This window comes from Paenibacillus etheri, from assembly GCF_001012825.1.
GTDB classification, from domain to species: Bacteria; Bacillota; Bacilli; order Paenibacillales; family Paenibacillaceae; genus Paenibacillus_AQ; species Paenibacillus_AQ etheri.
The window spans coordinates 522568-534997 of sequence record NZ_LCZJ02000026.1 but is presented as its reverse complement, the minus strand read 5'-3'; the positions used below and the strand labels follow the sequence as shown (position 1 = coordinate 534997).

Below are 12430 nucleotides of genomic sequence, written 5' to 3'. Positions count from 1 at the left end.
GCGCTAGGCTATCTTTCGCCGGTACGGTTTGCTGCGCAATTTAATAAGAGAAAGGCAGTTTAATGGTGTCTACTTTCTTGACAGAGGTCCAGAATTCCTTATATCTCGGTTTTTAGCGCTTATATTGAGGGATTATAGGGATGATTTCCCTATAATTTAATGTATCACCTTGAGATTGATGCTTCATAGGTTAGATGTGTTTCTATGGCTTGACGGATTTCGGATGTTTTTAAGTATTGAGTGGATGAAAAATGTAATATTTACGGTTGCAAGAATTAGGAAATAAGTAGTGGATAGAAAAAGGACTCGAAATTGAGCTCGGAGAGTAGTTTTGCTAAATTAAGGTATAGCTACGAGTAAGATATGAATACGATAAGAATGAGATATTGACTCGATATGCATGAAATATAAATGCATAAGATTGAAACGTAAAAAGCATCCCGCAGTTGGGATGCTTTTTACGTTATTTAGATATGTTATGTGTACATTAGAATAATAAGTTTAAAGACTGAGTAAATGATTAGAACCGGGGTAAAAGATTAGAATCCGACTAAAAGATTATAGTCGAAAGAAGTGCTGGCCAGGATAGGCAAGCTAATTACTGAGATGATTGTGCTCACGGGGTACGCCGCCGGTTATAGCGGCGTATTCCACCAGCGCGGCCTGACCGGCTGGGGTCAGGGTATAGCGCCCACGGCTGACACGGTGGAACCAGCCGTAGTAGTTGTGCTGCAGCATAGCGGCGGCGTTCGGTACGCCGCTACGCTTCCGCAGCTCGGCCGGAGTGATCCCGGCCGAGCGTGCGCTTGAGGCAGCGCTAGGGGCACCGCTTCGCGTGCCAGCCGCCGCTGCCTCCCGTGCTGCCGTGTCCCCGGCAGCACGCCCCTCCGGCGCTGAGCTCAGCGCCGGAGCCTGTGCAGCGGTGCTCGCCGCAGCACGTTTGCCCGCTGCGAGCGAAGCCTTCGCAGCGGCCTTCTCTGCAGCGACGGCGGCCTCCGCCTCCGCTGCCTGCAGAGAAAGCGCGACACGCAGCGCTTTCTCGCGGTAGGCAGTCACGAGCTTGACGCGCGTGCTGCCGCCGGTGTTGTAGTCTCCGCTGCGCTCGCGGAACTCATAGAGCAGGCGCTCGCGCCGCCGCTTGTTGCTGCGCTGCGCAGGCGGCGTCTCGTCTGGCTCGACGAGCACCTCAACCAGCGGGGCCTTGGTCTTATAAAAAACAACGGTGATCAGCCCGAGACCAAGACGGCGGCACAGCCCGCTAAGCTCGCCCCAGCGCTGGTTTACCGCACCTTTCTTATCACGGACACGTTCTACTGCGAGATAGACCGTAGGACTGAGTTTTAGCCGTTCCACGCCTTGCAGCAGCAAGGCGAGGTTGAACGATTTTTTCATTTCTACGATTAGAGGGTGCTCTAAATCTTCACGAATACCCACCAAATCGCAAGTCCGAACCTCACCCTTGATGCTGTATCCTTGCTTTTCAAAAAAAACCTTCAAAGGAGCATAAAGCTCCGTTTCATGTCGTACCGCCATAGTGTCACTCCCGTAGCTCTTTTTTTCGGGTTCCCATTAAGGTTTTACTGCGATTTTATGATTCTCTATTATAGCACAGCAAAAAAGAGGTCAACTATTCCGCGCTTGCCGCATAGGTATGTAATACACTTTTTAACGCTATAGGAGAGCAAGTAGGAGCGCAAGAGGAGGCAGCGAGCAATGGATATTTTTGAGCGAATAGCTTCGTATCGGGCTGAGAACGACCGTTTGGCGTGGAGCGGGACCTTCAAGCAGTATATAGAACTTTTGAAAAAAGACCCCTCTCCCGCAAAAACCGCTCACTCCCGCGTTTATGACATGATTAAGTCGCATGGCGTAGAGGACATAAACGGACGCAAACGTTATAAGTTTTTTGAACAGGAGATTTTTGGACTTGATCGTGCAGTCGAAAAGTTAGTGGAGGAATATTTCCATTCTGCAGCACGCCGGCTAGATGTTCGTAAACGGATCCTGTTATTGATGGGACCTGTCAGTGGGGGGAAATCGACCCTAGTCACGCTGTTAAAAAGAGGTTTGGAACAATACTCGCGGACGGATGCGGGTGCGGTATATGCGGTTGAGGGCTGCCCGATGCATGAAGATCCATTACATTTGATCCCCCTGGAGCTTCGTCCAGAGATTGAAAAAGAACTCGGTGTGCGTATTGAGGGCAACTTGTGCCCGTCCTGCCAGATGCGGCTTAGAAATGAATATGCGGGGGATATTGAGCAGGTCAAGGTGGCTCGTGTCATTTTGTCAGAAGAAGAGCGGGTAGGGATTGGTACCTTTAGTCCATCCGATCCGAAGTCGCAAGATATCGCCGATTTGACAGGAAGTATCGACTTTTCGACCATTACTGAATTTGGTTCGGAATCCGATCCACGCGCTTACCGTTTTGACGGAGAGCTCAATAAAGCTAACCGTGGACTGATGGAGTTTCAGGAAATGCTTAAATGCGACGAAAAGTTTCTGTGGAACCTGCTGTCACTGACACAAGAAGGCAATTTCAAGGCTGGCCGGTTCGCGCTGATAAGTGCGGATGAAATGATCATAGCTCACACCAATGAAACCGAGTATAAGTCATTTATTTCTAATAAAAAGAATGAAGCGCTCCAGTCCCGTATGATTGTCATGCCTGTTCCGTATAACCTTAGAGTATCGGAAGAGGAAAAGATCTACGCGAAGCTGATCGCCCAGAGTGATATGAAACATGTGCATATTGCGCCGCATGCGTTACGTGCTGCTGCAATTTTCTCAATTCTAACCCGTCTGAAAGAAAGCAAAAAGCAAGGCATGGATCTGATCAAAAAGCTCCGCATGTATGATGGTGAAGAGGTCGAGGGCTACAAAGAGGCAGACCTGAAGGAAATGCAAACGGAGTATTTGGATGAAGGCATGTCCGGAATTGATCCGCGGTATGTTATCAACCGGATTTCCAGCGCCTTGATCAAAGGTGATCTGCAGTGTATGAACGCACTGGATGTTCTGCGGGCAATTAAAGACGGTTTGGATCAGCATCCATCGATTACAAAAGAGGAACGGGAGCGTTATTTGAACTTCATCTCCATTGCCCGCAAGGAATATGACATTTTAGCTAAAAGCGAAGTGCAAAAAGCCTTCGTCTACTCCTTCGAGGAATCAGCCAAGACATTATTTGAGAATTATCTCGATAATATCGAAGCGTTCTGCAATTGGTCCAAAATCCACGATCCGCTTACGGATGAGGAAATGGAGCCAGATGAGCGGTTAATGCGTTCGATTGAAGAGCAAATCGGTATCTCTGAGAATGCGAAAAAAGCGTTCCGTGAAGAGATTCTGATCCGGATTTCCGCGTATTCACGCAAAGGGAAAAAATTCGAATACAACAACCATGACCGCCTGCGGGAAGCGATTGAGAAGAAGCTCTTCACAGATCTCAAAGATATCGTCAAAATCACCACCTCGTCCAAAACACCAGATGAGAGTCAGCTCAAACGGATTAACGAGGTATGCGCCAGACTGATTGATGGGCACCACTACTGCCCAATTTGCGCCAACGAGCTATTGAAGTATGTGGGAAGTTTGCTCAATCGATAAAAGAATACAAGTACATTTACGGACCACCATTTGGTGGTCTTTTTTATTCGGTTATTCTATGGTCTGGTTTGGTTTGGACAAGAATCAGGTGGTGATCTCCGCCAGGTATTTCTTGTGAGAGTGGACAGCTAACCAAAGAGAAAATTAGATCATACAGCAAAATACAGCTCAGCAAAACTGGAACAATCCTCCTCGCTCGCAGTTGATATAATGAAATCACCGTACGGGGGAAGGCTGGTGCTGCACTTGAATTATAGTAAGGATATAGAGAAATGTGTTGAATATATTGAAGCTCATATCAAAGAAAATATAACAGTGGAAGAAATAGCCGCTGAGGTCGGATATTCGGTGTATCATTTTTGCCGAGTGTTCAGCTTATGCAAGGAAATGTCCGTGATGGAATATGTGCGGAGCCGGAAACTGTCTTTAGCGTCGATTGAATTATTTGCCGGCAAAAGAATTATTGATATTGCGCTGGACTATGGTTTTGAGACACAAAGCGGGTTCACTAAGGCCTTTCGTAAGGCTTTTGGCTATAGTCCGACACAATATGCGGCGCGGATGGATGGATTTATTAAAGGAAAAACACTATTTGAAATCGGAGGTTTTATAATGAACCCTGTTATTGTTAGCAAGCCTGCATTTAAGGTCGCTGGGTATGGAATCCAAACTAATGTTGCTGGAAGTATGTATACCAAGGATATTGCTTCTTTTTGGAGCCATTATGAGGGTGAGAATCTGGAGTCCAAAATGTATAAAATACTAAACCCGCCTAAACATGGAGAAGTCGGTTTGTGTATTCCCTCCTCAGATAATGGCAATGCGACTTATCTACTAGGTGTTATTGTGGAGGACTACTCCAAGGTGGAAGATGATATGTTGACGATGGATGTGCCAGAAGCCGAGTATGCCGTGTTCACAACGCCGCCAGTAGATACTTCAACGGATATCGAGCAAGTAGAATTTGCGCAAGTCATAAAAAGTACCTGGAAGTACATCTTCGAAGAATGGTTTAAGGACAGTGGCTACGTCTATGATGACAGTAAGCTGGATTTCGAATTCTATGACGAACGCTGCCATTCGCGGCCAGATACGGTGATGGAGATTTATGTTCCTGTGAAAAAATCGACCTAATCATCTGTAAGGGCAAATGCTGCTCGGTGATGATCGTAACTTCGGGGAATGTTTGGACTTTCGGTCGCTGTTGTCTCTGGATTTATTGATTATTCCTTAGCGGATTAAATCCAAAAACAAAGGCGAACGCTACGCTCCTACAGTTCCAAACTTCCCTTACGTTACTTTTACCTCAGCAGCATTTGCAAAGTTCAATTATTCAGTCGATACGGGGTGTCGACGTAAGAAGGTCCGCAGCGGGTTATACGCTGCGGGCTTTCTCATATATTGTAGCTGAAAATGGATTGATTAAGAGAGGATTGACGGTTATCTCCTCCCGTAGTTTAATAGAGTCAAATAGACGTGTAACTTGATAATCTCGGGGAGTGGAGCAGATGATTAGAGAAGCGCTTGCATTTCCATGCATTACATACCTCAATTAGGGCTCGCGGGAGATACTGCAATCATAAGTTATCTTGTGGTAAGTAATGCCATTAGGAGCAAGGGAATTGGACGGATGCTTGAAGAATATTGCACTAATTTAGCTAGAAAAAGAAACTGTGACCGAATTCAAGTACATTGTCACTCCAGAAGAACTGATGCGCATAGATTTTATGCTCGACAAGGATTTACTGAGGCTCCGAAATATTTTTCAAAGATGTTAAATGAATCTGAATAATCAACAGACCAAATAAAGAAGCGGCAGACCAGAACGTTTACACGCGTTCTGGTCTGCCGCTTTGTATTTCAAGGAATAGAGCCGTATTCTATTCTTCCTCCTTTAAATAAACTTCCGCTGCACCTTCTTGCCATCGTATGAGAACCGCGCCTTTTTGTCTTCCACAACCGTCTGTAGATGAACCGTCCGCCCCCATAAAGAGTAGATGTGAGGGAGCGTGCGCTCCAGGTACTTCAGATCCAGCTCAATACTTTCGTAGCGGTGGGTTATAAATAACTCGCCATTCTTCTCGAAGTCGGCATCCTCGATGACCAAGTAAGGTGACCCACCATTGACTCGAGCGAGTACTAGTTGATCACGTACGTTTTCCCATGCTTTGTCGGTGATTTTCCATTCCGGCCCTTTTTTCTCGAAAACATAGAGATCTAAGTCGTTCACCAGTTCTTTGGACAGATAGCTGCGAATAAAAGAGGTATCGGATTCCAGCTCGCGAACTTCAAATATTTTGTCGCGGTCCCAGCGGCGTTCGATGTCTTCAAAGATTTTCAACCCCAGGTAGTATGGATTCAGGCTTTGCCGTGAGGGCTGCACGACGGAGGAATTCAGTTTAGCGTATTCTACGGTTTCCTCAACCGTTAGATCCAGTTCACGGACGATGCGCTGATGCCAGTACGAAGCCCAGCCTTCGTTCATGATCTTCGTCTCCATCTGCGGCCAGAAGTAGAGCATTTCGTCATGCAGCATCGTCATAATGTCACGTTGCCAGTCCTCTAGGACGGTGGAATATTGCTGGATGAACCAGACAATATCTTTTTCAGGCTCAGGTGGGAAAGCACGATTTCCAGATGATGCTTCCTGCGGGCCAGAATTGCTTTTGTCTAGGTTCCATAATTCGTCGTAAGGATTGGATGATTTGGAGCCGCCTGGAGGGGCATCCTTGAGTTCCTTCATTTTAGCTTCCAGTAGATGGGTTTTACCTAGTTTGCGCGGCTGGATCAAGCTGGGATCTATATGCTCTTGAATGGCCAGCACGGAATCAATGAAGCTCTCCACAGCATCGGTACCATAGGTTACTGAATAGCCGGCGATCCGATCCGCCGTAGCTGACATACTCTCGACCATATCTCGGTTGGACATGGAGAAGCGCATGTTATTTTTGAAAAAATCACAGTGCGCTAGCACGTGCGCTACGATCAGCTTGTTCTGAATCAGCGAGTTCCCGTCGAGCAGGAAGGCATAACAAGGGTTGGAGTTAATGACGAGCTCGTATATTTTACTCAGCCCGAAATCGTATTGGGATTTCATTTTGTGAAAAGTTTTTCCGAAGCTCCAGTGACCAAATCTTGTAGGCATTCCATATGCGCCGAATGTATAAATAATATCTGCGGGGCATATTTCATAACGCATGGGATAAAAATCTAAGCCGAAGCCAGTGGCTATCTCCGTAATCTCGGCAATCGCCCGCTCCAGCGCATTAATTTCTCCGCTTGGCATGATTCTGTTGCTCCTTCCTATATTTCTGTAGATCCAACCAGAATAAACCCTCACAAAATGGGGTCTGGCTACCTGTAAATGGGTCGATCAATGTAGTTCATATTATGTATATGGGTAGGAGGGGGGGAGTATGACGGTGCGAAGTATTTGGATAAAGCAGGGGATTTCTGAATTGAAATACTTAGATTACGGATTAACTATGTTGGAAGTGAAAAAGTAGGTCAGATATGCTTTAGTAAGAATTAAAGAGCCGAAGATTCGTAAGTGGCTTGTTGAGATAGATGATTTATAGGACAAAAAATAGCCTAACCCATGCGCGATTACGTGTGGGTTAGGCTATTCTTCATCTGGATCGATTCCCCAAAATACATAATGAGACATTCCAGTGTTAGCAAAGTAACAAGCATCGACATACACTTCACGAAGACTCTCATCAATCCTGTATATAATTATCACATTGCCGATTAGCACCCAGTAGTATCCGTTAAATTCAAAACCAGGGAAGTCAGAAACTCCATCAGCTTTATATTTGGGTTCATCAGCCAATACAGATTTAGAACGTTTGAAGACGTACATGGGGTCTACTTTATATTCCTTCATTCGGGCAAGAGCTACCCGAGCGTAAGTGGTCCAGAGAACCTTATAACGGTCAGATTTCATTCTGAACCTCTTTCAGTAATTGTGCAAATTCCTCTTCGTTGTCACTGTATGTGGAAATTCCATCCTTACGATCCTTCTGAGCTTGATGAAGTTGAGACAGAACAACTTCATCTTTAAAAATGACTGAAGTCATTCGCTTCTTCTGTTCATCTGTAAATGTAGGCCGTTCATCTTTCCTTTGCAGCGTAACGTTGAATCCAAAGTTCTCTTCGATTAGCTGGACCAAATCTTTAAGGTCTACGTAAGATTTGCCCTGAAAGCTCTGTTCCAATTGTTCTTTTGAAATGGACATTCAGTTCACCGCCTTTTTGTCATTATATCATAATCTAAGGGATTTTCTTATGTTATGATTACACGTATTCACACTTGATCAACGAATTTCTTTTATATCTAGGGGTGCTAATCAGAATGAGCCAACACTGTACCGACTTACATAGGATCGCGAATGGATTGACCAGGCATCGTTCCCTTTTGAAGATAACTTAATCCCCAGAAATGGAGTCTATATTTTGTTTGAAACAGATAAATACGGGCATGGTGTTGATCGAATTGTTCGAGTAGGCATACATACGGGTCCCAACGAAAGCATTTGAAGACTTAAAAGTGGAGTATGGAGATTGGTGAGAGTTGCAAATCCTTTGTATGCTTCGAAACTGGGATATTTAGTGAAGCGATCTCGTGTAGTACCACGTCGTTCCTTTAAAGAGATCTGCTTGATCATCGATTACACCTTCTTTCGTATTTTATTGGGGGTATAACCTATTCGGCATCGTTTTGCTATTTCATTGTTTTGAGTTGAACGCCTAAGTCTTTCCGAAACGGCGTTCTTTCGTTTGTCCAGAATATTAGTTGCGTATTTTAGACGATGTTTGCGAATTATAGGATTCAGCTGCGAGTAGGGTTCTTGTTACAATAACATTGTAAATACGAAACAAAACAACTCAGTTCGAGGGGGAAATAGCAATGAAGAAGTTTTCAATGCTGATCATCGCAGGTATGTTAGTTATGACAGCGCTTACGGGTTGTGGTGGTAGTGAGAAGGAGTCTGCTTCATCCAATAAGCTTGTTGTCTATAGTCCGAACAGTGAAGAAATTATTAAGACGATTATTCCGATGTTCGAGAAACAAACAGGGATTAAGGTTGAACTAGTAACGGCTGGAACAGGCGAAATTGTTAAGCGCTTACAGTCCGAAAAGCAAAATCCATACGCTGACGTCATGTTCGGCGGATCCATGGCAGGATATCTTGAGAACGCTGACTTATATGAGCCGTACGTTTCGCAGAACGATGAATTCCTACTTGAAGGCCATCGCAATAAATCAGGCTTTGCTACTCCTTTTGTTTCAGATGGAAGCGTTCTCTTAGTGAATAAGAACCTGATCGGCAACATCAAGATTGACAGTTACGCTGACTTGTTGAACCCGGAGCTTAAAGGGAAAATTGCTTCGGCCGATCCGGCAAGCTCAAGCTCCGCATTTGCACAGCTCACGAATATGCTGAAAGCGATGGGCGGCGACTATGAGAACGAGAAAGGCTGGAGCTATGTCAGCGAATTAATCAAGAACCTGGATGGTAAAATCGCGAGCGGTTCAGGAGCTGTTCATAAAAGTGTAGCTGACGGGGAGTTTGTGGTTGGCTTAACGTATGAAGATCCATCGAACACCTATGTAAGAAACGGCGCTCCTGTTGAAGTGGTCTATCCGAAAGAAGGCGCTGTATTCCTAGATGCGGCATCCGGTATTATCAAAAGCGCGCCGCATATGGACAATGCGAAGAAATTTATCGACTTCATTCTATCCAAAGAAGCGCAAGATGCATTTGGCACGCAATTAACGAATCGTCCACTGCGTAAAGATACGAAGCTTGGCGACTATATGACGCCTTACGACAAGATCAACATGATCAACGAAGACACGGATTATGTCAGTAAAAATAAATCCAAAATCATTGAGCACTACACGGACGTATTCACAAGCACAAAATAAACGAAAGAATTAGGTGACAACCATGACAGTAACGATTAACATCAAAGACTTAGTCAAGAAGTATGCAGATGCGACGGTCATTCCTGCGTTGTCCCTGGAGATTAAGAAGGGTGAGTTCTTCACCCTTCTCGGTCCTTCAGGATGCGGGAAAACCACACTATTACGGATGATTGCTGGCTTTAACAGCATTGAAGGCGGGACGATCAGCTTCAATGAACGGGTCATCAATCAGGTCGAACCAGGCAAACGGAATATCGGGATGGTATTTCAGAACTATGCGATTTTCCCTCATTTGACGGTCAAAGGCAACATTGCGTTTGGTCTTGAAAACCGGAAGATTCCTAAAGAACAAATTGCCGCTAAGGTCGATGATATTCTGAAGGTTGTACAAATCGAGCAATATAAAGACCGGATGCCGAAGAATCTATCTGGAGGACAGCAGCAGCGTGTCGCACTTGCTAGAGCGATCGTCATTCGTCCCGATGTGCTGCTCATGGATGAGCCGCTATCCAACCTCGATGCGAAATTACGGATCGACATGCGAAATGCAATCAAGGATCTTCAGAGGGAAGTTGGGATCACAACCGTATACGTCACGCATGACCAAGAAGAAGCGATGGCTGTATCGGATCGAATCGCGGTCATGAAATCGGGGATCATTCAGCACCTGGGCACACCGCAAGAGATTTATCAACGTCCTGCCAATGTATTCGTGGCTACCTTTATCGGTCGAACGAACATTATCGAAGGCACCCTAACGCAAGTGGAAGGCCGTTATTCCTTACAGATCGGTTCTGATTATGCTGAGCCAGTGTCTAACATTCGCGTTCCTAAACCACAAGCTTCGCTGAAAGTACAAATTTCGGTTCGCCCGGAGGAGTTCATCATGACGGAGGACCAGAGCGGGATCCGAGCTACCATTGTACACAGCGTATTCTTGGGACAAAATACACATTATTTCGTAGATCTCGAATCGGGTCAGCGGATCGAAATCACGCAGGAATCGAAAACGAGTCAAATCCTTTCCCCCGGTGAAGTGATTTATCTGAAAGTCAAAACAGACAAGATTAATGTATACGATGCTGCGGGTGAATTGAACTACACAGGGAGCGGTCAGCTATGAATGATACGCGCAAACGGTTTGACATCTGGACGAACATTTCGTTACTAATCTTTGTCTTCTATATTCTCTTTCTAGCATTTCCGTTATTCACCATGCTGATTAAGAGTTTTTACAACGGCACGACAGGAGATTTTTCACTCGCGTATTTTACGAAATTTTTTAGCAAGCCCTATTATTTAACGGCATTATTCAACAGTATTAAAGTGACTGTCTGTGTTACCGCGCTCTCTGCGCTGATCGCAACGCCGCTGGCCTACTTGATGTCAACGGTTAAGATTAAAGGGAATTCTACCATACGAATTATGATTCTGATTTCGTCGATGTCAGCACCATTCATAGGCGCTTACTCCTGGATCTTGCTATTAGGCCGAAACGGCGTAATTACTCAATTCATCAAAAATGTATTTGGGTTCACGATGCCTGATATATATGGTTTTACAGGGATTCTCGTTGTACTATCGCTACAAATGGTTCCGCTTATCTTTATGTATGTATCCGGAGCACTCAAGAATGTGGATCAATCACTGATGGAAGCAGCAGAGAGTATGGGCTACAAAGGATTTAACAAAATGCGCAAGGTACTGTTACCATTGATTACACCAACCTTGCTCGCGGGCGGATTGCTCGTATTCATGCGCGCACTTGCTGACTTTGGTACACCGATGCTGATCGGTGAAGGGTTTAAAACCGTTCCCGTTCTTATCTTCAATGAATTTATTAGTGAGGTCGGCGGCGATGATGGGTTTGCTGCTGCGATTAGCGTCATTGTCGTGCTCTTTGCTACCGTGATCTTCTTGCTGCAGAAATATGTATCCAATCGTAAATCTTTTACAATGAGCGCTTTGCATCCGATTGAAGCGAAGAAGAAGTCGGGTATCGGTAATATTGTGGCTCACGTTGTGATCTATGCCTATACGCTAATCGCGCTCTTGCCGCAGCTGTACGTTATTTATACGTCTTTTCTCAAAACAAACGGTCGAATCTTTGTCGATGGGTACTCGTTGCAGAGTTACATTGATGCATTCAGCAATATTGGCGGTGTCATCGCGAATACGTTCTTCCTCGCGATCGTCTCTCTTGTCGTCATTATTCTGCTCGCGATTCTGATCGCTTATGTGACGGTGCGTCGTAGAAATGCATTGACGAATACGCTTGATATTTTCACCATGTTCCCTTACATCGTGCCTGGATCCATCTTAGGTATTGCACTGCTCATTACCTTCAATGACAAGCCGCTCGCATTAAGCGGAACTGCACTTATTATGATCATCTCCTTCGTGATTCGTCGTTTGCCTTATACGATTCGATCGAGTGCAGCGATATTGCACCAGATCAACGGGGGCATTGAAGAAGCGGCGATCAGTTTGGGAGCTTCCCAGATGCGAACATTCTTCAAGATTACACTTCCGATGATGGTGGCGGGTGTCGTCTCAGGCGCGATTCTGAGCTGGGTTACCATCATTACGGAATTAAGTACCTCGATCATCTTATATACGGGGAAAACGAAGACGGTTACGGTTGCGATTTATACCGAAGTTATTCGAGGCAACTATGGTGTCGCTGCTGCGTTGTCTACCATACTAACTTTGATTACCGTCATCTCACTGCTGGTCTTCCTCAAGCTGTCTGGGCAGAAGGAAGTATCGCTATAAAGCTCGTTCATATCATGCAAGTCGGCACCTGGCATAAGGGTCGGCTTGTTTTGACATTTAGAGTTTATTACCATGGACGAATGCCTCTCTTTTTCCTTACACTGAATAGGAGAG

General features: G+C 45.3%; 10 protein-coding genes. 6 read left to right on the top strand and 4 right to left on the bottom strand.

Annotated elements, in window-relative coordinates; all coding sequences use genetic code 11:
- Positions 1-594: 594 nt before the first annotated feature.
- Positions 595-1533, bottom strand: a complete 939-nt coding sequence (locus UQ64_RS32220) for a DUF2161 family putative PD-(D/E)XK-type phosphodiesterase (RefSeq protein WP_060624744.1) — start codon at positions 1531-1533, stop codon at positions 595-597.
- A gap of 180 nt (positions 1534-1713) precedes the next feature.
- Between UQ64_RS32220 and UQ64_RS17415 the strand changes: the two genes are divergently transcribed.
- The 3 genes from UQ64_RS17415 (at position 1714) to UQ64_RS32915 (ending at position 5401) form a co-directional block, all read left to right on the top strand.
- Complete coding sequence (locus UQ64_RS17415) at positions 1714-3609, top strand: PrkA family serine protein kinase (protein ID WP_060624741.1); 1896 nt, start codon at positions 1714-1716, stop codon at positions 3607-3609.
- A 210-nt stretch (positions 3610-3819) separates the two neighbouring features.
- Positions 3820-4743 (top strand): AraC family transcriptional regulator, encoded by a 924-nt coding sequence (locus tag UQ64_RS17410; RefSeq protein ID WP_245238049.1) that lies wholly within the window; start codon positions 3820-3822, stop codon positions 4741-4743.
- 400 nt (positions 4744-5143) lie between these two features.
- Positions 5144-5401: a GNAT family N-acetyltransferase gene (locus UQ64_RS32915; protein ID WP_082651174.1), complete on the top strand. Its 258-nt coding sequence runs from the start codon at positions 5144-5146 to the stop codon at positions 5399-5401.
- A gap of 102 nt (positions 5402-5503) precedes the next feature.
- Here UQ64_RS32915 and UQ64_RS17405 read toward each other — a convergent pair whose 3' ends face one another.
- The 3 genes from UQ64_RS17405 to UQ64_RS17395 form a co-directional block, all read right to left on the bottom strand.
- Positions 5504-6895: a SpoVR family protein gene (locus tag UQ64_RS17405; protein ID WP_060624740.1), complete on the bottom strand. Its 1392-nt coding sequence runs from the start codon at positions 6893-6895 to the stop codon at positions 5504-5506.
- A 336-nt stretch (positions 6896-7231) separates the two neighbouring features.
- Positions 7232-7555, bottom strand: coding sequence for a hypothetical protein (locus UQ64_RS17400; RefSeq protein WP_060624737.1), 324 nt, complete (start codon positions 7553-7555; stop codon positions 7232-7234).
- A complete protein-coding gene (locus UQ64_RS17395; RefSeq protein WP_060624735.1) occupies positions 7545-7847 on the bottom strand; it encodes a hypothetical protein in 303 nt (100 codons plus the stop codon). Before UQ64_RS17395 ends, UQ64_RS17400 begins: the two co-directional genes overlap by 11 nt.
- Positions 7848-8518: 671 nt before the next feature.
- On the opposite strand from UQ64_RS17395, the gene UQ64_RS17390 reads away from it, so the two are divergent.
- The 3 genes from UQ64_RS17390 to UQ64_RS17380 are packed head-to-tail and all read left to right on the top strand — an operon-like array spanning position 8519 to position 12316.
- Positions 8519-9541, top strand: a complete 1023-nt coding sequence (locus UQ64_RS17390; protein ID WP_060624734.1) for an extracellular solute-binding protein — start codon at positions 8519-8521, stop codon at positions 9539-9541.
- A gap of 22 nt (positions 9542-9563) precedes the next feature.
- Positions 9564-10664 carry an ABC transporter ATP-binding protein gene (locus tag UQ64_RS17385; protein ID WP_060624732.1) on the top strand — a complete coding sequence of 367 codons (1101 nt, stop codon included), beginning with the start codon at positions 9564-9566 and terminating at the stop codon, positions 10662-10664.
- The gene (locus UQ64_RS17380; RefSeq protein ID WP_060624731.1) at positions 10661-12316 is read left to right on the top strand and encodes an ABC transporter permease; all 1656 of its coding nucleotides are present in this window, start codon (positions 10661-10663) and stop codon (positions 12314-12316) included. The genes UQ64_RS17385 and UQ64_RS17380 overlap by 4 nt, the downstream gene beginning before the upstream one ends.
- Positions 12317-12430: the final 114 nt, after the last annotated feature.

Bases quoted from the DNA above. Each gene is read 5' to 3' on its own strand.
- UQ64_RS32220 (WP_060624744.1), bottom strand. From the start codon at position 1,533: ATGGCGGTACGACATGAAACGGAGCTTTATGCTCCTTTGAAGGTTTTT.
- UQ64_RS17415 (WP_060624741.1), top strand. From the start codon at position 1,714: ATGGATATTTTTGAGCGAATAGCTTCGTATCGGGCTGAGAACGACCGT.
- UQ64_RS17410 (WP_245238049.1), top strand. From the start codon at position 3,820: ATGAAATCACCGTACGGGGGAAGGCTGGTGCTGCACTTGAATTATAGT.
- UQ64_RS32915 (WP_082651174.1), top strand. From the start codon at position 5,144: ATGCATTACATACCTCAATTAGGGCTCGCGGGAGATACTGCAATCATA.
- UQ64_RS17405 (WP_060624740.1), bottom strand. From the start codon at position 6,895: ATGCCAAGCGGAGAAATTAATGCGCTGGAGCGGGCGATTGCCGAGATT.
- UQ64_RS17400 (WP_060624737.1), bottom strand. From the start codon at position 7,555: ATGAAATCTGACCGTTATAAGGTTCTCTGGACCACTTACGCTCGGGTA.
- UQ64_RS17395 (WP_060624735.1), bottom strand. From the start codon at position 7,847: ATGTCCATTTCAAAAGAACAATTGGAACAGAGCTTTCAGGGCAAATCT.
- UQ64_RS17390 (WP_060624734.1), top strand. From the start codon at position 8,519: ATGAAGAAGTTTTCAATGCTGATCATCGCAGGTATGTTAGTTATGACA.
- UQ64_RS17385 (WP_060624732.1), top strand. From the start codon at position 9,564: ATGACAGTAACGATTAACATCAAAGACTTAGTCAAGAAGTATGCAGAT.
- UQ64_RS17380 (WP_060624731.1), top strand. From the start codon at position 10,661: ATGAATGATACGCGCAAACGGTTTGACATCTGGACGAACATTTCGTTA.